The organism is Paenibacillus sp. MAH-35, from assembly GCF_058135425.1.
Genome location: NZ_JBYUPU010000041.1, coordinates 44,189 through 67,566 on the forward strand (window position 1 = coordinate 44,189; position 23,378 = coordinate 67,566).

Annotated in this window: 18 protein-coding genes; 3 read left to right on the forward strand and 15 right to left on the reverse strand. The window is 57.3% G+C overall.

Features of this window, described 5'->3' with window-relative positions; translation table 11 throughout:
- Positions 1-84 precede the first annotated feature (84 nt).
- From pheT to AC3Y2E_RS28320, 3 genes are all read right to left on the reverse strand, one after another.
- A complete protein-coding gene (gene pheT, locus AC3Y2E_RS28310; protein WP_379216485.1) occupies positions 85-2,529 on the reverse strand; it encodes a phenylalanine--tRNA ligase subunit beta in 2,445 nt (814 codons plus the stop codon).
- 30 nt (positions 2,530-2,559) lie between these two features.
- Positions 2,560-3,594: a phenylalanine--tRNA ligase subunit alpha gene (gene pheS, locus AC3Y2E_RS28315; RefSeq protein WP_379216487.1), complete on the reverse strand. Its 1,035-nt coding sequence runs from the start codon at positions 3,592-3,594 to the stop codon at positions 2,560-2,562.
- A gap of 627 nt (positions 3,595-4,221) precedes the next feature.
- Positions 4,222-5,103 carry an AraC family transcriptional regulator gene (locus AC3Y2E_RS28320; RefSeq protein WP_379216489.1) on the reverse strand — a complete coding sequence of 294 codons (882 nt, stop codon included), beginning with the start codon at positions 5,101-5,103 and terminating at the stop codon, positions 4,222-4,224.
- A 392-nt stretch (positions 5,104-5,495) separates the two neighbouring features.
- On the opposite strand from AC3Y2E_RS28320, the gene AC3Y2E_RS28325 reads away from it, so the two are divergent.
- Positions 5,496-6,191 (forward strand): histidine phosphatase family protein, encoded by a 696-nt coding sequence (locus AC3Y2E_RS28325; protein WP_379216491.1) that lies wholly within the window; start codon positions 5,496-5,498, stop codon positions 6,189-6,191.
- 301 nt (positions 6,192-6,492) lie between these two features.
- Complete coding sequence (locus tag AC3Y2E_RS28330) at positions 6,493-7,683, forward strand: MFS transporter (protein WP_379216493.1); 1,191 nt, start codon at positions 6,493-6,495, stop codon at positions 7,681-7,683.
- Between the two features lie 214 nt (positions 7,684-7,897).
- Here AC3Y2E_RS28330 and AC3Y2E_RS28335 read toward each other — a convergent pair whose 3' ends face one another.
- Positions 7,898-9,217: an MFS transporter gene (locus tag AC3Y2E_RS28335; RefSeq protein WP_379216495.1), complete on the reverse strand. Its 1,320-nt coding sequence runs from the start codon at positions 9,215-9,217 to the stop codon at positions 7,898-7,900.
- Positions 9,218-9,337: 120 nt separating this feature from the next.
- Between AC3Y2E_RS28335 and AC3Y2E_RS28340 the strand changes: the two genes are divergently transcribed.
- On the forward strand, positions 9,338-10,120 hold the full coding sequence (locus AC3Y2E_RS28340) for a helix-turn-helix domain-containing protein (RefSeq protein ID WP_379216497.1): 783 nt from the start codon (positions 9,338-9,340) through the stop codon (positions 10,118-10,120).
- Positions 10,121-10,475: 355 nt separating this feature from the next.
- Here AC3Y2E_RS28340 and AC3Y2E_RS28345 read toward each other — a convergent pair whose 3' ends face one another.
- The 11 genes from AC3Y2E_RS28345 to AC3Y2E_RS28395 form a co-directional block, all read right to left on the reverse strand.
- Positions 10,476-11,789 carry a TolB-like translocation protein gene (locus AC3Y2E_RS28345; protein ID WP_379216500.1) on the reverse strand — a complete coding sequence of 438 codons (1,314 nt, stop codon included), beginning with the start codon at positions 11,787-11,789 and terminating at the stop codon, positions 10,476-10,478.
- Positions 11,790-11,977: 188 nt separating this feature from the next.
- Positions 11,978-12,298: a hypothetical protein gene (locus tag AC3Y2E_RS28350; protein ID WP_379216502.1), complete on the reverse strand. Its 321-nt coding sequence runs from the start codon at positions 12,296-12,298 to the stop codon at positions 11,978-11,980.
- Between the two features lie 32 nt (positions 12,299-12,330).
- On the reverse strand, positions 12,331-12,954 hold the full coding sequence (locus AC3Y2E_RS28355; RefSeq protein ID WP_379216504.1) for a YcnI family copper-binding membrane protein: 624 nt from the start codon (positions 12,952-12,954) through the stop codon (positions 12,331-12,333).
- An 81-nt stretch (positions 12,955-13,035) separates the two neighbouring features.
- The gene (locus AC3Y2E_RS28360) at positions 13,036-13,710 is read right to left on the reverse strand and encodes a response regulator (RefSeq protein WP_379216517.1); all 675 of its coding nucleotides are present in this window, start codon (positions 13,708-13,710) and stop codon (positions 13,036-13,038) included.
- Between the two features lie 2 nt (positions 13,711-13,712).
- Positions 13,713-14,528: a sensor histidine kinase gene (locus AC3Y2E_RS28365; protein WP_379216506.1), complete on the reverse strand. Its 816-nt coding sequence runs from the start codon at positions 14,526-14,528 to the stop codon at positions 13,713-13,715.
- 154 nt (positions 14,529-14,682) lie between these two features.
- On the reverse strand, positions 14,683-16,320 hold the full coding sequence (locus AC3Y2E_RS28370) for a copper resistance CopC/CopD family protein (RefSeq protein ID WP_379216508.1): 1,638 nt from the start codon (positions 16,318-16,320) through the stop codon (positions 14,683-14,685).
- Positions 16,321-16,546: 226 nt separating this feature from the next.
- The gene (locus AC3Y2E_RS28375; protein ID WP_317891220.1) at positions 16,547-16,942 is read right to left on the reverse strand and encodes a DUF2203 domain-containing protein; all 396 of its coding nucleotides are present in this window, start codon (positions 16,940-16,942) and stop codon (positions 16,547-16,549) included.
- 58 nt (positions 16,943-17,000) lie between these two features.
- A complete protein-coding gene (locus AC3Y2E_RS28380; protein ID WP_379216510.1) occupies positions 17,001-17,810 on the reverse strand; it encodes a metallophosphoesterase in 810 nt (269 codons plus the stop codon).
- Between the two features lie 194 nt (positions 17,811-18,004).
- Positions 18,005-19,750 (reverse strand): diguanylate cyclase, encoded by a 1,746-nt coding sequence (locus AC3Y2E_RS28385; RefSeq protein WP_379216512.1) that lies wholly within the window; start codon positions 19,748-19,750, stop codon positions 18,005-18,007.
- On the reverse strand, positions 19,734-22,772 hold the full coding sequence (locus tag AC3Y2E_RS28390) for an ATP-binding protein (protein ID WP_379216514.1): 3,039 nt from the start codon (positions 22,770-22,772) through the stop codon (positions 19,734-19,736). The genes AC3Y2E_RS28385 and AC3Y2E_RS28390 overlap by 17 nt, the downstream gene beginning before the upstream one ends.
- 22 nt (positions 22,773-22,794) lie before the next feature.
- Positions 22,795-23,172 (reverse strand): response regulator, encoded by a 378-nt coding sequence (locus tag AC3Y2E_RS28395; protein WP_190929121.1) that lies wholly within the window; start codon positions 23,170-23,172, stop codon positions 22,795-22,797.
- Between the last annotated feature and the right edge of the window lie 206 nt (positions 23,173-23,378).

Consider the following 23,378-nt stretch of genomic DNA (forward strand, 5'->3'; position numbering starts at 1 on the left):
GTCGAAAATTGACGGGTTGCGGCGGAAAAAGAAAAAACCGTCCCCATCGCTTATATCATTCGATGTGAACGGTCTTATTTCCTTCTATTTGCGCAGTTCTGCGCCGAATGTTTGTTCAAGAGCGGCTACAACTTTGCCGTGCTGCTCTCCGACCTCTTCATCGGTCAGCGTACGCTCCGGATGACGGTACAGAAGCGCGAACGCCACGCTTTTCTTCCCTTGTCCGAGACGCTCTCCCGTATAAATATCGAAGACGTCGATCGATTCGAGCAAGGCGCCTGCCGCCGCTTCGACGGTTTGCCGGATATCGCCTACTGCAACGCCCGAATCTACGACGATCGCCATATCGCGTCCGATCGCCGGATTTCTAGGCAACGGCTTGTATTCGATGCGGAAATCAGCACGCTCCATCAGCGGCTCCACTTCCACCTCGAGCACATACGTATCGTCCAAATCTTTGGCCTGCTGCAGCTCCGGGTGGAGCTGTCCGATCCGTCCGATGACGCGGGCTCCCGCCCCTTCACCAATCGTGATCTCGGCCGTCCGCCCAGGGTGGAATCCTTCCGGAGCGGCACTCTTGTAACCGACCGACTCCAACCCGAGGTAATCGGTCAGCTTCTCGAATACGCCCTTCATATCATAGAAATCAACCTTGTCGCCTTTATGCCCCCAGTGCGCCGGAGCGCGCCGGCCGGTCCAGATCGCCGCCAGCATCAGCTTCTCCTGCGGCAGCGTCGTCAGTTGTCCTTCGGACGTGACGAACACGTTGCCCAGCTCGTAGATCGATACATCGTCCACGTTGCGGTTCCGGTTATACACCGCCGTATCCAGCAGGTGAGGCACGAGACTCGTCCGGAGCACGCTGCGCTCCTCGCTCATCGGCATCGACAGCGCGATCGGCTTCGCTTCCGGATACATGCCGCTATACTTTGCGATCTGCTCCGGATGCGTGAACGTATACGTAATAACCTCGTGCAGCCCGCTTTCGGTCAGCAAGCGGCGAATGATGCGGCGGATCGACTGCTCGCGGGTTAGCGATCCCGGGGTCGTCGCGCCCATAATCGGAGTCGAAGGAATGTTGTCATACCCGTACAAACGGGCGATTTCCTCGATCAGATCGACATCTCTCGTAATGTCTCCGCGGCGCATCGGAATGCGGACGTTCAGTTCTCCGGCTCCCGGCTCCTCGAAATTGAAATGAAGCCGGTTCAAAATCACTTTGACTTCCAGCATCGCCAGTTCCGTGCCGAGGTAACGGTTGATTTTCTCCAGTGTGATGCGCACCGATAGGGGCTCAGCTTCCTTCGTTACAGCTTCGACGATCCCTTCGTTCACTTCGCCTCCGGTCAGCTCGGCGATCAGCGACGCGGCACGGTTCAGCGCCGGAATGACGGCCTCCGGATTCGATTCCTTCTCGAAGCGCAGCGACGCTTCCGAACGGAGTCCGAGCTGGCGGGACGTCTTGCGGACGGTCGCGCCAGCGAACTTGGCCGATTCCAGCACGATCGTCGTCGTATCCCGCGACACTTCCGAATTGGCGCCGCCCATAACGCCGGCAAGCGCGATCGGTTTCACACCGTCCGTAATCAGCAGCATGTGCGGCTCCAGCGACCGCTCGTTGTCATCCAGCGTGACGAGCTTCTCGCCTTCGCCGGCCAGACGAACATCGATGCGCCCGCCCTCCAGCAGATCCGCGTCGAACGCGTGAAGCGGCTGACCGTACTCCAGCATCACGTAGTTGGTGACGTCCACGATATTGTTGATCGGACGAATGCCTGTAGCCATCAGCCGGTTTTGCAGCCATAGCGGGGACGGCCCGACCTTTACCCGGGTAATCCGTCTAGCCGCATACCGGCTGCACAGCTCAGCCGCCGTAATGCCGATGCTCAGATGGTCCGCCGCCTTCGTCTGGGACGGGTGGAGACCGATCTCATCCTTCGGCAGCTCGACGTTGCGGCCGAGGATCGCCGCAATCTCGTAAGCGGCGCCGATCATGCTCAGGCAGTCGGACCGGTTCGGGGTCAGATCCAGCTCCATCACCTCGTCATCGAGTCCGAGCACTTCCAGGATCGACTTGCCGACCGCCGTATCTTCCGGCAGCACGAGAATCCCTTCCTGCTGCTCCTTGGGCAGCAGCTTGTCATTCAGGCCGAGCTCCTTGGCCGAACAGATCATTCCCATCGATTCGACGCCGCGCAGCTTGGCTCTTTTGATTTTCAGATCACCAGGCAGCTCGGCGCCTACGAGCGCTACCGGAACTTTTTGCCCGGCCGCCACGTTTTTCGCTCCGCAGACGATTTGCAAATCTTCGCCCTGTCCGGCGTCGACCGTACATACGCTCAGCTTGTCGGCGTCGGGATGCTTCTCCCGCGCTTTGACGTAACCGACGACCACATTCGTGACGCCTTTGTTCCGATTTTCCACGATATCGACTTCGATTCCGCTGCGGGTCAGTTTCTCCGCCAGCTCCGAGGCGGTATACCCTTTCAGATCGACGTATTCGGACAACCATTGATAAGAGACTTTCACGTCCCGTTCACTCCCTTTCTCGGCTTCTCGTTAAATGTGCACAAACTGCTTCAGGAACCGGATATCGTTCGTATAGAAATGGCGGATATCGTCCACGCCATACTTCAGCATCGCAATGCGTTCAACGCCCATGCCGAAAGCAAATCCGCTGTATTCGTTCGGATCGTAACCGGACATCTCGAGCACCCGCGGGTGCACCATGCCGGAACCGAGAATTTCCAGCCAGCCGGTCTTCTTGCACGTCCGGCAGCCGTGGCCGCCGCACATCATACAGGAAACGTCGACCTCGGCGCTAGGCTCGGTGAACGGGAAGAAGCTCGGACGCATCCGGATGCGCGTCTGCGGACCGAACATTTCCTGAACGAACTGGAGCAGCGTACCCTTCAGGTCGCTCATCCGGATATGGCGGTCGATCACAAGTCCTTCGATCTGCGTAAACATATGCGAGTGCGTCGCATCGTCGTCGTCGCGGCGGTATACCTGGCCCGGGCTGATGATCTTGATTGGCACCGCGCCCTGGCGTTTCTCCATTGTACGAATCTGTACCGGGGACGTCTGCGTTCGCATCAAAATCTCGTCGGTAATATAAAACGAATCCTGCATATCGCGCGCTGGATGATCCTTCGGCAGATTCAGAGCCTCGAAGTTATAGTAGTCCTTCTCCACCTGCGGACCTTCGGCTACCGAATAGCCCATGCCGATAAAAATGTCCTCGATCTCCTGGATCACCTTGTTAAGCGGGTGAACCGCACCGTGGGCAGGACGACGGCCCGGCAGCGTCACGTCAACCATCTCCGCCTTCAGGCGGTTGGCCGTTTCGGCCTGCGAATATTCGGCTTGCTTCGCTTCGATTACTTCCTCGATAGCGCCGCGCACCTCGTTGGCCACTTGACCGATAACCGGACGCTCCTCGGCGCTTAGCGCGCCCATGCCCCGCAAAATTTCCGTAAGCGGGCCCTTTTTCCCCAAATATTTGACTCTGAGGTCGTTCAGCTGTTGGGCGTTCTCCACCCGCTCCAGCTCCTGCAGCGCCTCCGTCTTCAGCGCGAGCAATCGTTCTTTCATAGTAGCTCCTCCTTCTTATAGCCCCCGCACGGTCATCCATGATTCAGGGTCGTGTACGGCAATTCGGTTCGGACTGGCCAATAGTCAGCCGGACGAGGACGATGCCGATCGGAAACTTTCGCAAAAACACAAAAAGCACCTTCATCCCTGTAAGGGGCGAAAGTGCCGCGGTACCACCCTTGTTAAGACGAGCCGTTCGGTTTCAGCATCCGCCGCGTGAAGCAGCCGGATTCCGTAAGGCGAAGTCGTCTTCGCTTTGCCGGGTTAACGGCCCGGGACCGGTTCCCTCTACTTGCCGTCCGTCTGCATCCGGTGCGCGAATCGCGCCGTCTGGCGGAAGGTTTCAAAGGACTGCTCGGGAGCGAACTTCGGCAGCCTGATTCCATAGGAGCACTCTCAATCTCCGGCGCTCCCTCCCTGTAAGAAGGCGTCTGCTTACTTTTCTCCGTCGTCGCATTTGCATATAGCCCGCCTTTGCCTCTTGTACAAGGAAAGACAGATTTAACTCGTATTATATGCAATATCGTGCAAAGTTGCAAGGCAGGATCTCCCGGGAACGCTGAAAGCAAAGCAAACCGGCGGGGGCTGGACCTGCTGACACACCTTGGAAGTGCGCCATTCGATCCGTTAGTTCTCCTGCTCCGCCTCCAGCCGGTTGTCCGGTTCCTTGCCGATTCCCGCCGCTATCTGCTTGCGCACGCCGTTGGGCGACCTGCCGTATTTGCGGGTGAACGCCCGGGTGAAGGAATAGATGTCGGGATACCCGACCGACAAGGCGACCTCGGTAACGGAGAGCGGGCTCTCAAGCAGCAGCTGCCTGCCCTTGTCCAGCCGGATTTGAATAATATAGTCGGAGGGCGGCTTGCCCACTTCTTTCGTGAAAATTTTGGACAGATGCGTGCGGTGAAGACGGACGTACTTCGCCACATCCTCTACCGTAATTCGTTCCGCATAATAGGCGTGTATAAAGTCGAGGCTTTTGCGCACCCAGTCGTTGTGCGTCGGCTGGGGCTCGTAATCCCGCTCCGGCAGCAGCTTGCTGAAGATGCTATACATGAGGCTGTACATCGTCATCCGGTGTTTGCGGCTGTTGCCTTTGCACCACTCGAACATTTGGCGCAGGACGATTTCCATATCGGGGTCGAGAGCGCCTCTCCGGTACGGCTGCTCCTCCGAAAACCCGGTCATGACCAGCATGTCGCGGGCCTGATGGCCGTCGAAGGTCACCCAGGTCATCCGCAGCGGACGGTCGCCGGGCACCATTTGATACGAATAGATCGTATCCGGGAATTTGCAGAAAATATCGCCCTTGCCGAGAACGACCTGCTTCCCTCCATAAAAAAGCTCCACCCGGCCGTCGCGGATAAAATGCATATTGCCGTACGGCGTCTGCCGCGGGCCGTTCCTGTAATGGTCCTTCGCAATGTTATGTCCGATCCGGACCGGCCAGACGCCGCCAAGCTCTTCGAAGCCGTCCGGCTTGTAAAACCATAAATCGACGAACTCCACCGGTCTCCTGCATCGGTCTGCCCCCTTATGAAAACGCTCCCCCTACGAAATGCCAAAAAGAAACTACCTCGTGATATTCCCTAAATCGGCGCAGCGGGCTATGCTTCAGATAACGGCCGTAGCACGTATGTCATGCTTTATCGTATCTGTTTTTATTCACGGTGTACAGATGGAAACCAAGCGGGAAAACGTACGATCCTTATATCGGAGGGGTTCATTTGTGAAAACGTTCCATACGGTTGCGATAGCGCTTTCTCTCGTCGTGCTTGGGCTGACCAGCTGCTCGTCCGGCGGGCTCCGGAGATACGCACGACTTGGGGAGTTATATCCTTTCCTTATAACACGTCCGGTAGGTATAGAGAAAGAGAATTCATACTACGGGAGAGAGAAGCATGAAAATTCATTTGATCCGGCACGCCGAACCCGATTATCCCAACAAGACGATCACCCCGGCAGGACATCTCGAAGCGCAGGCGCTCGCGCACCATCTGAAGGAGACCGGCGTCGACCGCATCTATTGCTCGCCTGTCAACCGGGCTGTTCACACGATGCGGTACACCGCCGATCTGCTCGGATTGGAGCCGGTTATCGAGACGTGGACGAGCGAGCTGGGCTGGCAGGCTCCGGATTCGCAAGGCCGGCCGTTGGCGGCTTGGAACATTCCGGGCGAGACGGTGCGCGCCGCTCCCCCTTATCCCGACGGCGACAAGTGGCCGGGGCTGGCTCCTTATCGGGAATATGCCGGATACTATGAGGCGATGAGGCGCGATTCGGATACTTTTCTGCAACGCCACGGCTACGAACGGGAACAGGGCCGTTACCGGATCATGAAGCCGAACCGGGAAGCGATCGCCGTGTTTTGTCATCTCGGTTTCGGACTGACGTGGCTGTCCCATCTGCTGGAGCTTCCTTTTCCGCTCGTGTGGAGCTCGTTCTGGCTCCCTCCCAGCTCGGTGACGACGATTTTATTCGAGGAGCGGAGCAGGCAGTGGGCGGTCCCCCGCTGCACCGGTCTCGGCTGCGTTGCGCATCTGCACAAGGCAGGGCTCCCCGTCTCGCCGATGGGTTTGCTGGCCAATCTCGATTGACCGATTCGTTCATCCACGCTTACCAAGGAACGGGCAAGCAGCTCCGTCTCTCTCCGATGAAAGGCAGGCTGCTTGCCCGTTACCCGTTGTACCGCATGGCCTATGAATTTCGCTACTACCGTCCTCTAGGCTGGCTCGATTTTCGATATAGCAGGTGATCAGATCGTCCATGTTTTTTGCGGGGGATGTCCATATGTTTTCGCTTCCGTCGGGAGTACACTTACGGGTATAAGCTACCTTATCCTTATCCTTGTCCTCACTCACCTTAAAGAACCAGCATAATCGGAAAGGACACACTCCTATGAAGGCGACCACCCGCATTTACTTGGATGCGATGCTGCAAAATATTAAAAGCGTCGCGTTTTTCACCTTTCTCGGCGTGCTGATCGCGCGTCTGGGAGCCTCTGACTTCGAAATCGCGCTGTCCAATTCGCTGCCGGCTTTGTTTTGCGCGTTGTCGTTGGCTTTTCTGACCCGCCAATTACCGGTTACGCGCGGGGTGTTTTTATCGAGCGGTTACATCCGTCAGTTCGCCTTTATCTGTATGGCGCTTTCCATCCTGCTGCCGAATCCGATCCCGGTGCTGCTCGTATTCTGGAGCATCAATGCCGTATCCGTCATCGTCACTTCCGCCCAGCAGCCGGCCATCCTGCGCCGCGTCATCGAGCCGGACCGGTTTCCCGCCTTGTTCAGCCGGATCAAGGTGATCGCGCTGTTCGTTACGACGACCGGAGGCTTGCTGATCGGTTTTGCACTGGATGCTTTCGATTCCTACTTTCCATATAATTACGTCGTCTCGATGCTGATCGGCTGTTTGTCCACCTTTGCCGGGATGTCGCTGATCGCCAGTCTGGCGCCGAGAGAAAAAACGAAAATCAAGTTTCAGCCAATCCGACTGTTCCGGGAGTGCGATCGCAACATTTGGTGGATGGCGCTTAACAATGCGGGAATCTTTATGACCCCTCCGCTGTTCACGATCTATCACGTTAAAATCTTGCATTTAAACAACTCGCAGATCGCTTTTTTCGTCGTCACGTCCGGCATCCTGTCGGCGGTTTCGCTTCCCTTCGTCCGCCGTCTGATGGAACGGTTCGGCACCGTGCGCATCTATCGCGCCGCCTTGCTCGGCATGATTGTGTGCGCGCTGCCGTACGGGTTCATTGACCGTTACTGGCTGCTTGTCGCGGCGCAGGCTTGGACGGGCTTTATGCTGGCGGTAAGCGAAGTGTCGACGCAGACGATGATGATGGAAGAAGCCGGGAAGCATAAAGCCGAGATGGCCTACTTCTCCGACTTCCAGCTGGTCATGCAGCTCGGCATGGCGGCCGGGCCTCTGATTGCAGGCGCGATGCTGGCTGCTATGCCTTTGTGGGCCTGCTTTATGCTCATAGCCGCGCTGCGCCTGGGCTTTTTCCTGTCTCGCCCGCTGTTTCCCCTCAAAGGAAAGCGGACGGAGGAGGACGGGGACTCCGTAGGGCTGGCAGCGAGATAGTTGAGTCCGGGCTCTGAGTCCGGGCTTTTGGCTTTTGGCTTTTGGCTTTTGGCTTTTGGCTTTTGGCTTTTGGCTTTTGGCTTTTGGCTTTTGGCTTTTGGCTTAGCTCTGGTTCTGGTTCTTGGTTCTTGGTTCTTGGTTCTTGGTTCTTGGTTTGGCTCTTGCTTTGGCTCTTTACTCCGGCTCCAGGTTCCTGCCCCCGGCTCGCTGCTTCCTACTCCGGCTGGAACTTGCGGTCCTTGGGCAGGAAGTAGGCGACGGCCCCCAGCAGCGGCAGGAAGGCGCAAAACTTCGTAACGAGCGTCACGCTTGTCAGGTCGGCCATCCACCCGAGAGCGACGGAACCAATTCCCGCCATGCCGAAGGACAGACCGAAGAACAACCCGGCTACCGTACCGACTTTACCCGGCAGCAGCTCTTGCGCATACACGATAATAACCGAGAAACCGGACATCAGGATCATCCCGATCGGCACGCACAGCAGCATGGCGACTGCGGGACTAGCGTAAGGGAGCAGCAGCGCGAACGGCGCCGTTCCGAAGATCGAAAACCAGATGACGGTTTTTCGGCCGATTTTATCGGCCAGAGGACCGCCCAGCAGCGTTCCGAGCATACCGGCGAATTGCAGGATGAATAGACAGACTTGCGCCTGCTCGAGCGGCAATCGGTACCGCTCCATATAATAAAACGAGTAGTAACCGTTCATTCCGGCCAAATAAACAAATTTGGAGAATAGCAGCACAAGCAGCACTCCGATCACAAATGCCACCGTCTTACGGCTTGGCGCCGCGTACGTAACTGCGCCTGCATGCGTGACTGCACTTTTTACTTTGCCCGGCACGTTTCCGGTCTCCGCAAGCTCCTTCTGTCCGGACTTAGCGGAATCCGCCCGGTTTTGATGCTCCGCCCTTATCCTCGGCCTGTACCAGCGGCTGACCCCCACCTGAATCGCCATACCGGCTACGGCGAACAACGCGAGCCATAAGAAACCACGTTGACCGCCCGGGACGAGAATGAGCGCAACCAGCAGCGGCGCCAGCGCCTGCCCGGTATTTCCCCCCACCTGAAACACCGATTGCGCCAGCCCTCTGCCTTTACCTGCCGCAAGGTGCGCGACACGGGACGACTCCGGATGAAGGACGGACGAGCCGATTCCGATCGCGGTCACAGCCAGCAGCAATGCGGTCATCCCGGTAGAATAAGCGAGGACGATCATCCCCAGCAGGGAAAAGGCCATCCCCGCCGGGAGCAAGATCGGCATCGGTTTCTTATCCGTGTAATACCCGATCAGCGGCTGCAAAATCGAGGCAGTCACATTAAGGGCGAACGCTACCCATCCGATCTGGCTGAAGCTCAAATTCATCTGCTGCTGGAACAGCGGAAATCCGGCCGGAATGACGGTCTGCATCGCATCATTTAGCAAGTGCGCCGTACTGACCCCGACTAAAGCGTACATCGAATACGTGCGGGTCCGCTTTGCCGCCGCTTGGACTTGCGTTTGAACTTGTGTCTGGACTTGCGTTTGCGGGTTCATCTGGTTCTCTCCTCTCCTATGACTAATAGAGTAGAGGCTGGACGGCACCGCTGTCGCCGCGATTCGTGCTCCGTAATTCCGCAACTTTTGCTATACTGTCCATAGGTGATCGATATGTATATGCGAATCTCTACGGACGAACTCGAATTGTGGAGAATAGAAAACGAATTTACGAACCACCCCCACTCGCACGACGAGCAGGTTCAGATTACGATTCCGATTCAGGGCACTTGCCACTTTACTCACGAGCAGCGGAGCTACTCGCTCGATTCGGGCAACTCGCTGATCCAATATCCGCGGGAAAACCACCATTTTCAGATTGGCGGCGATTCCAGCGTCATTATCATCCAGCTTCAGGCGAACCGTCTCGAATACAATAACCGGCCGGTCGAACTGATGCCGCGCCATTATGTAGATCCACGGGACGTACTGGGCCAATTCCGCGATTGGACGAGCCGGCTGCTGGCCCGAGATCCTTCAGACCGGCTGTCCGTACAGGAAACCGAGTGCAGCGTCGTTTCTTACCTGAGCCGCGTATTCGGGGATCGATCCGATTCGCTCAGCGAAAGACCGGACCGCCGTCTCGTTGTCTCCGACCCGTATATGACCCGTGTGCTCGACTATATTCACGATCACTTCCGGACATCGATCAGTGTCGACGATCTGGCTGCTCTCGCGCTTCAGAGTCGCTACCACTTTATCCGCTCGTTCAAGTCCGCGACCGGCATGTCTCCTTATCAATATGTGATGCATACCCGGATCGAAGAGGCGAAGCGCAAGCTGCGGTCGACCTCCATGTCGGTAACCGAAATCGCGATGTATCTCGGATTCTCGAGTGCAAGCCAACTGTACCGCGCCTTTATGAACGCGGTTGGCACGACGCCTGAACGATATCGGAAGTGAGGGAGGGCGTCCGGGAAAAACACCTGGGTCAAAGAAAATCGTCTGGCGATCCTTGACGAGAAAAATCATTAGTTATTTGCGTTGAGAAATGGGGTGCCCTCTTTTGTACCAGCCGCTCGTTGATGAGGTTTTAGGGGAATAACTCGACTTAATCGCGGCCCGTAAACAGCGTTCATGCGGGTTTACATACAGTCGGATCGGTTGGGCTTCGCTAAAACGAGATGCGTGCGGGCTATTAACAAAATAGGAGTCTCCGGCAGTGCAAACCGCTCTTACTCAAGAAAAACGGCCGTCCCTTCAAGAAAAGGACCGACCGTTTTTTGGTTACTTGCCGTACTTGCCGCTACTTACCACTCTACCGATCCCCGTACCAATCGATCGTCTCCGCCCAGTCGAAATGGCCGTAATAGTCAGGCGCGACGTCCATCTGCCCGATCCATTCCCGCTCGCTGGAGCCGCCCGGCCCGCCGATCCAGACCGAAGCCGTCTCGCGGTTCGTCCGAATCCACGACAAATGCCGGGAAGACGGGATATAGACCGGATTGTAATCGCCGTTCGTTCCTTGCGGGGATGTAAGAACAGCCGACGTACCGTTCTCCGCGTCGACTCGGGCCAGAAACGGCTGCGGCGCACCCGGTTGAAGCGACGAGCCTCCACCCGCACCCTCCTGAATCCGGGAGACGACGATGGACTTGTTGTCCTCCCATACCGGGTCGCGGTCCGCAAACCCTTGCGGCGTATAAACCGACTGTTTGCGAAATGGCGGGCGTTTGATAGTGAGCTTCTTGCCTGTCGTCGCATCGCGTCCGCTGCCGGCGATGAAAGCAAGCGTATCCCCGCTTGGCGACCAAGCGATCCAATCGTTGTACCTTAACATGTCACCCGCCGGAATGATCTTCTTGCCGTTCCGGAACATGACACACAACGTGTTGCTGTCAGCCGACAACGAAGCGGTTGGTTGGGCAATAAACGAGATCCATTTCCGGTCGGCCGACCATTGAAACTCCCCTGTTCCTACTGCGAAAAACGATTTCGATTGGCTCGGAATGCGGACTAACGGCATCGCCTTCTGCATCTCTCCGCCGTACACGAACGGCACTTCATAGATGGCAATATCCGACCAGCCGTCCGGCAGCAGCTGAGCATCGGTGGAGACGAGAAATCCGCCGCCTTCCGGCAGCCACGAGTAATTGCCTACGCCCAGCGCCGCATTTTGAAATTTCTCTTGCTCCGCTTTGTTCACATCCGTCACCTGCAGCACTTCCCCATCCTGAAAAGCAAGCAGGTTGGCGACCGGCGACCACTGATAGTTCACACCGCCTCCAACTTCGATTCGCTGGCCGGACGCCACGTGAAGCAGCCGGATCGTCCGCTCCCCGGACGTATACGCCAGCCACTGCCCGTCCGGCGACCAAAGCGGCCGATGCGCCTGCTCGCCTTCCGTCAGCCGACGTTCCTGCTCGCCAGACTGTAGCCATATATCGCCTTGCCGCACAAACGCCGCCTTCAGCGGAACTTCCCCGTCCCGGGGCAGCTCCGCGTATCCCGCCGTTAACGCAGCCGCCTCGCCCGCCGAAGCCGGAATCGTTCCCGGCAATGACACGACGATCATCATAACAGCCGCGATCAGCAGCCGTACAGCCGACCCGAACCGTTTGCGATCGATCATAGATCATCCCTCCTGCAAGTCACCTAAAAATGATCTTTCCAAAAAGATCCTTTTTAGTATCCTCGCAAGGGCGATTCTTATGCAGACGACGAACATGAGCAGCGTTATTCGCCTCATGGGCATCGACAATACCGTATGCCAAGACCAGGCATCCCGAACATGACTCATTGCTACCATCTGTTCAAGCGTCACAACTGCTGTTTCGCCAAAAGAATATACACTGCAGTTGGCGACTCATCCAGCACTTCCAGCACTTCCAGCACTTCCAGCACTTCCGGCACTTCCGGCACTTCCGGCACTTCCAGCACTTCCGGCACTTCTGCACTTCCGGCACTTCCGGCACTTCCGGCACTTCCGGCACTTCTGCACTTCCGGCACTTCTGCACTTCCGACACTTCCGGCACATCCTCCACGTCAACCTCACCATAGGCGCCGCACCAGACCAAAAACCCGTCCCCAAGCAGACGCTGCTTGATGGACGGGCTATTGAGACGGGCTCTATGCCTCAACTTTATACTCTACACCTCAAACCAAACTCCTCTTACTTCGCCTTCCTGGTAAGCGACACGAGCAGCGACAAGGCGCCCAGCACGACCGCCGCGATCGACAAGTAAAGCGGCAGCTTCGATTCGGAACCAGCACTTCCAGCCTCTTCCGCCGCAGCGGCTCCCGTATCGTGACCGTGCGAGTCGGCCCCGGCCGCTGCGGCCTTCACCTTCGTCACCGAAGCCGGCTTGTCGGAGCCTTCGGCTCCCACCCATTCGACAACGCTGTTATCCTTGTAAGTTTGGTACGCTTTCCAGGACAAATCTTTGGCGTCCTTCTCCACTTTGCCGGACATTTTGAAATCGCCGAACTCGGTAGGCCCGAGCCCTTCGCCCGTAGCCGACCAGATGACGCTCGTAATCTTACCGGAGGCGTCCTTGGTCAAGTCGTATTTCCAGCCCGCCTTCGGCTCGAAGCGCGAAACGGTCACCCCTGCCGGAAATCTCACTTCCACCTTAACCGTCGCAATCTCTTTCTCGTTTGGTACCCGCACCGTAAATACTTCATATTTATTTTGCGCCGTCTCGTTCGGCAGCACGGTTACGTGCGCGCTGGCCACGCCTGCAAAGAGCATCATCACCAGCAGGCACGCCGCGATCAGCGACCCTGTCTTCTTCATCTTGCTTCAACCCCTTCCGCATGTTTGTCAGCACTTCTTACTGTACCCAAAAAGCGGACGGGTGAGAATGACTCGACCGGGCTATTTTTCGGCTCGTTTATGACCGATATGTGTCAGCCCTTGTCTGACGGCGTAAGCAGTCAGCTGCACCCGGTTTTCCAGACTCAGTTTATCCAGTATATTTTTAATGTGGTTTTTGACCGTATTCTCAGCGATGACCAGCCGCTCCGCGATTTGCCGGTTCGTCTCGCCGGCCGCCACACAAGCGACCAGCTCCCGCTCGCGCGGGGTCAGCACCGCCGCATCCGGCTCGGACGAGACCGGATTCGCCCCTCCCCGGAAATGCTGGAACAGCTTGTCCGCCATCTGGCGGGACACTTCCGAGTTATCGTCCAGCAGCGCGTGCAAATATTGCATCCAGTCGTCCGGGTCCATATTTTTGAGCAAATAGCCCTGGGCTCCAAACTGGATCGCAGTGAACAGATCAGCTACATGGTCGGAGACCGTAAGCATGACGACGCGGATGTGCGGGTACGTCTGCTTGATGCGGCGGGTCGCTTCGAGTCCGCTGATGTCCGGCATGTTGATATCCATCAGCACGAGATCGGGCTGCAGATTGCCGCATAGGGCAACCGCTTCGACTCCTCCCGAAGCTTCGCCGACCGTGTCGAACCAGTCATCCTCGTCCAGCAGACTGCGAATCGCTTTGCGCGCAAGCGGATGGTCGTCCGCGATCAATACGCGGTATGGCGTCATAGTCATGGCGTCCCACGCTCCTTTCTCCCGGCCAGCCGCAGCTCCGTGCCGCCGCTCTCCATCGTCCGGACGGTCAGGTCGGCGTCCAGCTCGGCCGCCCGTTTCCGCATCATCGGGATTCCGTATTTACTGGAGTCCGCAGCCGCCGGTTTCATGCCCACGCCGTTGTCGCGCACAGTAAGCCTCCAGCTTCCTGCACCGTCATAGTCGTACTCCCACTCGAGCAGCACCCGGTCCGCTTTGGAATGTTTCCGGATGTTCGTGAACGCTTCCTGGACGATCGCAAACAGCTGAACCTCTTCGGACGAGTGGAACAGCCCTTCCGTCCACTCCCCCTGCCGGTCCACCTCGACGCCCGATAGGACGCTCCATTCGCGGAGCCACCGGCCGAGACGATCCGGGAACGACACGCCGTCCTCGGGGAGCGAGCGCAGATTAAAGATCGCCTGACGCAAATGATGATCGATCTCCGATACGGCCGACCGCGCCTCCTCCGTCTTGCCCTGCTTCAGCTGCACGTTCAGGAAAAACAGCACCTGCGCGATATTGTCGTGCAGCTCCCGGGCCAGCCTCTCCCTCTCCTCATAAACGGCCCGTCTCGACTGCTCCTCGGCCAGCGTTGCGTTCATCCGTTCGATCTTGCGGAACATCCAGTTGGAAAACCAGTACGATAACAGCAAGGTCAGGGCGATGATATAAAAGTTCCCGGCCTCCATCGACAAATAATGGAGCATGAACTCGTGGCGGATCAGCTCGAAGCCGCCGATTACGATCGCCGGAAGAAGAATCGTAAACCATTTCAGCCTTTGCAGCGACAAATGCGTCCCCCCTCTTGGCCGTGCAGCTTTCTTGTGCGCTTGGGCACAACTCAGCTCAGCTTCCGCTGAACACGTACCCTCGCTCTCTTAAAAAGCTCCCTTGCGAGGCGCACCAAGGCGCAGCAGGCAAGGGAGCTTCCCGTCGTTTCCGCTATTAATACAGTCTCGTTTGTTCCGTATACACGGTCTCGTCGTCATTTTTGTCCAGCAGGCGGAACTCCAGCTTCCACAATCCGGCGAACGGCAGATAAGGTCCTTCGGCTTTGTAGCTGAACTGGCCATACGTCTCGTCCGCCGTGAATCCGGCATCTTCCTGATCGTTGACGTGCTCCGCAAGCGGTACTTCAATCGGTGCAATATCCGGATTGTCCAGATTGTGCAGCTTCAGTTGAACCCGCTTCGGCTTGTCCAGCTCCTTCGGCAGCCAGACGTCCACCTGGAACCGGTTGTCCCCCGGCACCTTCGGCGTTATTTGTACGGTCGCATGCACCTTCTCGCCCATCTGGTGCCAATAAAGCGGTTCATTCGGCGGCACCGGACTGATAAAGGTAAGCAACCCGACAAGTACGACGATGATGCTCATCGCACCGAAGTCCATCCTTACCATGTCGCGTAAATCTTTTTCCTTGCGGCCTTTCATCGCCATCCGGATTCCGGCAGCCATCAGAATAACCAGCACGACAAACACAACTTTGGCGATCAGCAGCTTGCCCCACTGCGAATAAAGCAAATAATTCAGTCCAGGCAAATACAGCAGCGTCGTCGCCGTGCCCGACAAAGTGAGCACGATAATCGAGATCAGGGCGTACCTCGAAAATACGGGCAGGAAGCTGTCGATCCACGTTCTGTTTTTCTTCCACGCCGGCACGATCAGCAGTAGCCCCCCAACCCAGACGGCGGCGCCCAGCAGGTGGATGAAATCGAGCGATACAGTCAACACCCGCGGTTCATAGCCCATCGCATGCCCGTTGACGCTTTTGGCGGCAAGCAGCAGAACGATCCATACGGCGTCCCCGGCCTTCGACCGGCCAAGCATCGCAAAGCCGACGAGAGACAGCACGAACGCGATCAGCCACGAACGGCCGACCCACGTACCGGTGAACAGTCCGATCAACTCGCCAAACCCTTGGTCGCCAAGCAGATCCTGATAATGAAAATAAACGAACGCGATCAACGCCAGAAAATGAGTGCGCTGCACGCTCAGCAAACCGTTGCGGTAGTATCCGCTAACCGCCGCGGATTGGTTCAGTCCGGCCGCCATTCCCCAGAACACCCAGCCCGCCACGGCCAGCAGCCCGAAGAAATAGGCGATCCGGGATATGTATTTCAAAATGTCGTACACGCTCATATCCGCCGAGAGCGAATGCCCGGCGTGCAGCGACTCCGGCGAAGCGATCAGCGATCCTTCCGAACCGGGACCGATCGACAGCACGTAGGTGCCCTCTACCGGATGCCCGTCTGCGGAGATGACGTGATAGGTTACCGTATAACGGCCGTTCGACAGCTTCGGCAGCTCCAGCTGCATCGCCTTCTGGTCGCCGCTAAGCGTCGCTTTCCGGTCGGATATTTCCCTGCCGATCTCATCAAAAACTTTGATGTAATACAATTCCGCTTCAAGCCGTTCATTAAACGTAAGCTCGATTCGTTCCGGCGCTGTATTCAGCTGGCTGTTCGCCTCCGGCACCGCCTTCGTCAAAACGGCATGCGCGGACACCCGCTCCGGCGAAATCAACAGAACGGCGCCGAATAGCATAATCGCCGCTGCAACAAGCCATCGCTTCATAAGATTCATGTCGCTGCTCGATCCCCTCGTTGTCTCATAGAGGTTGTTCAAAAAGTCCACTTTTGATCACGAAGCCGATCCGAAAGCCTACTCGACATCGAATATGGAATTCAGCCGGAACTTCCGGTGCTCTCGTAGCTCCCACTACGCTCCGCTCCTCATTTCCTTGCTTCATCCCATCTTCTCGGTGCTGAAAACCGGACTTTTTGAACGCGCACTCTAAGACTTTCTCGTCCTATTCGTTTAACGGCCTTCTGCCGTAGAATCCGTCGTTAAATCCGTGCCAATGCGTAATGCGGTCTTCCCCTTGCCGCCAGCAGAGCAAGACTTCCTCTCCGTCCAGAATAGCCGGAAAATCGATCAGGCCCATGTCCAGATCTTTCAATTGGGCGCCCTTCCTGTGAATGCTCCGGATGATCGCTCTCGCTTCAATCTGACTGAATTCCAGTTCGCACTCTAATGTAAAAAACGGATCGGACTGCTCATCGCGCCGGACCCCCGCCTTCTCCTTCAACTGAATCAGCCTCTTATAGCGCTCCTCATACTCTTTTGCGATCGATTGAACCGCCGCAAGCTCCTCGCGGATCGTCGGCAGCAGCGCGTTGGCTTCCTCCAGCGTAAACCACTTCATCTCCAATCTCCATCGCCTCCCAGCTTCGATTGTACCAAAAGGAGGGAGGCGAATCCAATCACGGTTTGCCGGTGACCCGGATCAGCGCAATTTCCGGGCGGCATCCGAATCGCAGCGGGAGATGGACCGTTCCCAGTCCGCGGTTTACATAGACATGCTGATCCGGCTTCATTTCCTTAAGCCCGGTGTGGTAGCGGTTGTAGGGCCACAAAGACTTGCCGAACAAGCGGATCTGCCCTCCGTGCGTATGGCCGGCCAGCAGCAGGTCGTAGCCGATCGACCGCTGGTCGAGCCACCTGACGATCCCCGGAGAATGGCCGAGCGTAAGCCGGAAAGCTCCTTCCAGCTGCTCTTGCGGCGGGTTGTAGCGCTCCCGTCCGTATACCGAGTTATCGAAGCCGTAGACGAGGATTCGCGAGTTTTTCATCTCGACCAGCTCGCCGTCGTTAGCAAGCACCCGAATGTTGCGCGTGCCGATTTTGCGCAAGACATCGATGTGCTCCGCCTCGGTCAGCTTTCGTTTGCGAAACCCGGTTTTCTCCTCCCATTCATGGTTGCCTGGCACGAAATAAACGTACGTGCACCGCAGCCCGGTCAGCTCCCTCATCACTTCCGGAAGCTGCTCCAGCTTGTTGAACAGATCGCCGGTTACGCACACGATGTCAGGTTTAAGCGAGTCGACGATATCCCCGACCGTACCGCTCCAAAATTTAGTTCGACCGTGCAGATCGGATATTTGAACAATTCGCAATTCTCCGTTCACACGATCGGAGCTCACCTTCGTTTCCGTCACTTCCACATGGATCGTCCCGTAGAACAAGTAGATTAAAACGGCAACAGCCCCGAAGATGGCCAAAACGTATATCATTCCATTCCCCCGTTTCTTCCGTAATGTCGGTTTTGTTCATCGGTCATGACCGCTTGCGATAGACCTGCAGAGCATAACCTCCCTTAATCCCATCATACTACTGGAACCTGCGACAAGAAAAGGGAAATTGTTGAAGAGACCGTGAACGATAAAACAAGTGCCCGCAACCTTCGATCGGGCGCGGGCGGCAAGGCTCAGCTCTCCAGCTCCAGCAGACGCTTCACCCGCATCTCCAGATCGACAAGCGAGAACGGCTTGGACATATACTCGTCGGCTCCGAGCCGCAATGCCAAGGCGATATCGTCCTCGCGCTTCTTGCCCGAGAGCATAAGAATCCGGACATGCCTGTACCGGTCGCCGGAGTCGGACTTCAGCTTGCGCAGCAGCGCAAATCCGTCCAGCTTGGGCATAACCCCGTCGAGGATACACAGATCGGTCCCGTGCGCGGACAAGTATGCCAGCGCTTCCTCCCCGTCGCTCACTTCTGCGACTTCGACAGGCAACTGCTTCAGACGCGCCACCAGAATGGAGCGGAGTATGCCGTCATCGTCTGCGACCAGTACGCGCCTCAGCTTCGGCGGCGCCTCCAGAACTGACGCGGTGCCCGGCTCTATGCTGCCGCAAGATTGCAGAACGCGATTCCGTCCCTGCTGCTTGGCCCGGTACATCGCTTCATCAGCAAGCGCGATCCAATGTGCCGTAGGCAAACCCGCGGTCCACTCGGATACGCCGCAGGAGAAGGTGATCGAGAACGACTGGCCTTCATACTGCGCGACCGGCTGCTTATTCGTCACTTGAAGCACGCTGTTCAGCAGTTGCGCTGCCTGCTCTCCGGTCGTGTTCGGCATCACGACGACGAACTCTTCCCCGCCGTAGCGGGCCAAAATATCGGTCGGGCGCAAATGCTGTTGAAGCAAATGCGCAAGCCCCTGCAGGACGAGATCGCCGATCGCATGGCCGTAGCTGTCGTTAATCGTCTTGAACCGGTCGATATCGATAAAGGCGAGCGAGATCGGGACCGGATATCTGGCGATCCGCTGCAGCTCCAGCTCGACCTGATGATCGAAGTAGCGGCGGTTGTACACGCCCGTAAGCGGATCGCGGAACGCCAGCTGCTCGAAGCTTTTCGTACGGGAGAGCAGGCTGTAGATGCGCGCCGCCAGTTCCTCGTACTGGAACGGCTTCGTCACGTAATCGTTCGCGCCGAGCAGCAGACAGCGCACTTTGTCATGGACGTCGCAGCGCGCGGAGAGAACGATAAGTGGAAGCCATTTTAACGTCGGATCTTCCTTCAAATGATCGAACAGCTCGTAACCCGACTGCGGATGCATCATCAGGTCCAGCAAAATCAGATCGTAGACGTCGTCGTGCAGCATGCCCTTGGCACGCTCCACGGAATCCGCTTCATGGACGGTGTACCCGTCGAGTTCCAGCCGTCTGACCAGAAACGAGCGGAGCACGTCGTCGTCGTCGATGACCAGCAGCTTGCTGCCGAGTCCCGTCTGGAGCTGACGGAAGCCTTGCTCCTGCTGCACGGTCAACTGCTGCTGCCGCTGCAGGATGATCAGCTCCATCTTCAACTGCATCAGGCTCGCTTTGCTGTTCAATACGCTTTGCTTGGCCAAGTGGGCCGCCGCCGGCGCGGACGGCTCCCGCTCCGTCTCCTCCTGCGTCCACTCCCACTCCTCGGCAAGCGACTGCGCCACGGCGCCGATGCTGTCGAAGCCGAATATCGGGGCACTTCCTTTGAGCGTATGGACATGCCGGTACAATTGATTCGGGCGGCTCTCGTCAAAGTCGAGGTCAATCCGCTCCAGCAACCGTTCCATATCCCGGATCTGCTTATCCAGTTCGGCCAGAAACCGGGTTTTCCCTTCGCGCATCAGCCGTTCGTTTTTGCGCTTTTTGTCCAGACTGTCTGTGTTATTCGTCTCTGTCATGTTTCTTCACTTCCACTTCAATGGTGTCCCGGTTAATCTTCAGATCCGCTACCCGCAGCCCTTTTTGCTCCAGCGCAGCGGCAACCGCCGCCTCGTCCTGAACCGGGAAGACGACCGACGCTTGGTGCGGAGTCCGTTCCATAAGACCCGATGCCAGTTCCAGAAGACGGTCGATCGTAAACGGCTTGCGCAAAAACTTGCCCGTCTCCGTCTCCAGAAAATGTTTCGGCGGCTCCAGCACCGTAGATACGATGACCGGAGTGCCGCTATAGACCGGATGCTGGAGCAGCTCCGTTATAAAGTCCCAGCCGGACTTCGCCCCCTCCAGCTGAATATCGACGATGCACAGCAGCGGCGCCCGGTCGGACGTATCCCGCAGCGACAGGATCGCGTCCTCGGCGCTGCGGATGCGGACCGTCGGCGACTGCAGCTTCTCGAACGCTACTGCGATCAGCTTGGACAAGTTCTCGTCGTCCTCTACGATGACGACCTTGCCTCCCAGGCCGGAGACGCTGTACGTCCGCAGACGGACCCGGAACGTCGAGCCTTGGCCGAGCTCCGAATCGAACGATAACGTCCCGTTATGAGAATCGACGATCTCCTTGACGATCGCGAGTCCGAGTCCCGTGCCGCCGATCTGCCTGCGGTCGGAATTATCCACCCGGTAAAACTTGGAGAACAGCTTCTCCTTGGCGTCCTCCGGTATGCCGAGACCGAAATCCCGCACTTCGACGACCGCATGCTCCTCGTCCTTCCACAGCTTCACGACAATCTTGTCGCTATCCGGCGAATATTTGACGGCATTGCTGATCAGATTGTGCATCACCTGCGTCATCCGGTCGATGTCGGCCGTGACGAACACGTCCGGCTCGATGCGGAGCTCGGCCCGGTGATTGTGCTTGCCCTGCCACTGCTCGGCCACGTCGCGGACGATGGCGGACAGATTGGCCGGCACCATCTGATACGTCTGTTTGCCCGACTCCATCCGCTGAAGGTCGAGAAAATCGTTGATCAGGTTCGACAGCCGGTTCGCTTCCTTGTAGATCGTTTCCATATACTTTTGCTGCTTTTCTTTGGCGATGTCGCGGTGCAGCAAAATTTCCATAAATCCAAGCACGGTCGCAAGCGGCGTACGCAGCTCGTGCGACACGATGCTGATGAATTCGTTTTTCATCTCGTCGGCCATCTCTTCGCTCGTCCGGTCGCGGAAGACGAACAGGTAGCTCGGCGTATGCTCGACCGGATCGGGGATTGCATTCACGTACAGCTCGTAATGCCGTTCCCGTCCGTCTTCCCGGCTGATCGTGAAGCGCTCCTGAAGCTCGTCCATCGATCCGTGCATGACGGCTTCCGTAAAGTCGCATAACCGCGTCCTGCCCGGCATACCCGCTTCCAGGTAGCGGCAAAAATCAAGCACGGACGAGCCGGCGAAACGGTCGAACCCGAACATTTCGTTCATCCGCTCATTGGAGAAGACGATCCGCCCATTCCGGTCGCACATCACCATGCCCTCGTGAATCGACTCGACGATTCTGCGGACGAGATCGCGCTGCTGCTGGAGGCCGTCGCGCTCCTGGGACAGCTCTTCGTTCAACTCCTCGAGCAGATACGCCTGTTTGCGGCGCTCTTCGTTCGTCATCTGAGCCGTGAAAGCGAGCGCAAACTGACGGACGAGCCCGTACGCCAGCCGGTGCTGCGTATCGTTCTCCTCGCTTGCACCGTACGCGGTAAGCAGGAGCAGTCCGATCGGACTCGACTGCTCGTCCAGCAGCGGATAATACTGATCCCGGGCATAGGCGTAACCGCCATGTATGCCCCGCTCGTCCGAATCCAGAGGCCGGTTGCGGTACAGCGGCTGCTTCTCCGCCAGCGTACGCCGGCTCGGGCCGAACAGTTCCTTGAAGGAAGCCGGAACGGCGCCTTCGGGATAACCGTACGCATAGATGACGTCGTATTCGGACGTTTCCGGATTTGGCGCGATCAGCACGGCCGAATCCTGATGGAGCGCCTGGAGCAGCGCGGTAACCGAATGATCCAGAAACGCTCTCATCTCCACATGGCCGGCCAGCTTCTCCTGGTAGCTCGAGATCAGCTCCAGCTCCCGTTCACGGTCGGTCAGCTTGAACAGCATTTCCTGCTGCTCGATCTGCTGGGCGGATATTTCCTCGTTTTGCGCTTCCAGCAAATCCCGCTGGTCGATCAGCTCCTTGTTCGTCTCCTGCAGCGCGTCATGCCGCTGCTTCAACTGGCGGGACATGATATTGATGCCGCGCTCCAGCCTCCCCAGCTCGTCATGGCGCGAGCTGACGGCAAGCTCCGCATATTCGCCTCCGGCGATTTGATTAACAGCCCGATCTGCCCGGATAATCGGAGAAATGACGCTGCTTCTTAAATAAATCACAAGCAGCAGTCCTGCAGCGGCCGCCCCCGCCACGGCGAACAAGGGAAGCAGGATGAGCAGGTCCGTCCGTCTCCGGTTGTCGTCCAGCCAACGCTCGACGGATTCGGTCTGGGCAGCCAGAATCGTATTGAAGTTGCGGCTCATCTCGGTTACGCTTCCGGTCGTCGTCGTGCTGGACATCTGCTCGATTTTTTCCATATCGCCGTTCTTCTTCAGTTCGATCACGACCGCGCTGGAATTCCGGTAGTTCGACCACGCTTCGCGGATGGCGTCCCACGAATCCGTATACTTCTCTCCGTAATCGCGGCTCTGGAAACGCCCGGACACTTGATCGAGCATCTCCCCGAACGTTTGCTGCCTATGTAAAAATTCATTCAAAAATTGTTCCCGGCCGAACGCCAAATAAGCCCTCAAATCGGAAACGACAGCTTGCGACTCGCTGTGCAGCTTCTCGACCAGCGCCTGATCCTGGAGCTCCAGTTCCAGCTTCTCCCGCGTCCCCGTAATATGGTTATTCATCAGCAATCCGGCCGACAGCACGACAGCTGCGAACAGCGTCATGACGAGCACGATGAGAAGCGACACTTTGGACGCTACACTTCTGGATGGTAGTGGAATCATGGCTTGTCCCTTTCCCGGCCGGTTAACCGTCGCCCAGCAGCTTGCCGACGTCGTCGATCAATTGAAGCGGACTGAACGGCTTCACGATATAAGACGTAATGCCCGCCGCTTTGGCCCGTTCTTTATCTTTCTCAAGCGCCTTGGCCGTGAGCAGAATAACCGGAATGTCCCGATTCGGCGAAGCGGAGCCGCGCAGCCATTCGCAGACTTCCACCCCGGTCAGCTCCGGCATCATATAATCGAGGATCACGAGATCGAACGTCTCCGCCTCCAGCCATTCCTTCGCCTGCCGCCCGTCCTCCGCCTCCGAGAGGGCATACCCTTCATCCGCAAGCGTCTCCGTAAGCAAGAAGCGGAGCGACGCTTCGTCGTCCGCAAGTAAAATCGTTTTGACCGTCATGCTGCTCTCCCCGTCCCATTCTCGCAAGTACATAAGTTCTGGAATTATTATATCATTTCCTTCGCGATATGGGCGGCGAAAATCGAGTAGGCCCATGCACAATTGCATGGGCCTCTCACAGATCCGGACGTGCGGGTCATCGCATCCGGCTCCTCCAAGATTATCCCCTTTGGGGGTGATGTTCATTGTAAAGCTCAAGAAGACTG

Excerpts from the sequence above, each read along its gene's own strand:
- pheS (WP_379216487.1), bottom strand. The coding sequence starts at position 3,594 with ATGAAAGAACGATTGCTCGCGCTGAAGACGGAGGCGCTGCAGGAGCTG.
- AC3Y2E_RS28325 (WP_379216491.1), top strand. The coding sequence starts at position 5,496 with ATGAAAATTCATTTGATCCGGCACGCCGAACCCGATTATCCCAACAAG.
- AC3Y2E_RS28330 (WP_379216493.1), top strand. The coding sequence starts at position 6,493 with ATGAAGGCGACCACCCGCATTTACTTGGATGCGATGCTGCAAAATATT.
- AC3Y2E_RS28335 (WP_379216495.1), bottom strand. The coding sequence starts at position 9,217 with ATGAACCCGCAAACGCAAGTCCAGACACAAGTTCAAACGCAAGTCCAA.
- AC3Y2E_RS28340 (WP_379216497.1), top strand. The coding sequence starts at position 9,338 with ATGCGAATCTCTACGGACGAACTCGAATTGTGGAGAATAGAAAACGAA.
- AC3Y2E_RS28345 (WP_379216500.1), bottom strand. The coding sequence starts at position 11,789 with ATGATCGATCGCAAACGGTTCGGGTCGGCTGTACGGCTGCTGATCGCG.
- AC3Y2E_RS28355 (WP_379216504.1), bottom strand. The coding sequence starts at position 12,954 with ATGAAGAAGACAGGGTCGCTGATCGCGGCGTGCCTGCTGGTGATGATG.
- AC3Y2E_RS28360 (WP_379216517.1), bottom strand. The coding sequence starts at position 13,710 with ATGACGCCATACCGCGTATTGATCGCGGACGACCATCCGCTTGCGCGC.
- AC3Y2E_RS28370 (WP_379216508.1), bottom strand. The coding sequence starts at position 16,320 with ATGAATCTTATGAAGCGATGGCTTGTTGCAGCGGCGATTATGCTATTC.
- AC3Y2E_RS28375 (WP_317891220.1), bottom strand. The coding sequence starts at position 16,942 with ATGAAGTGGTTTACGCTGGAGGAAGCCAACGCGCTGCTGCCGACGATC.
- AC3Y2E_RS28380 (WP_379216510.1), bottom strand. The coding sequence starts at position 17,810 with ATGATATACGTTTTGGCCATCTTCGGGGCTGTTGCCGTTTTAATCTAC.
- AC3Y2E_RS28385 (WP_379216512.1), bottom strand. The coding sequence starts at position 19,750 with ATGACAGAGACGAATAACACAGACAGTCTGGACAAAAAGCGCAAAAAC.
- AC3Y2E_RS28390 (WP_379216514.1), bottom strand. The coding sequence starts at position 22,772 with ATGATTCCACTACCATCCAGAAGTGTAGCGTCCAAAGTGTCGCTTCTC.
- AC3Y2E_RS28395 (WP_190929121.1), bottom strand. The coding sequence starts at position 23,172 with ATGACGGTCAAAACGATTTTACTTGCGGACGACGAAGCGTCGCTCCGC.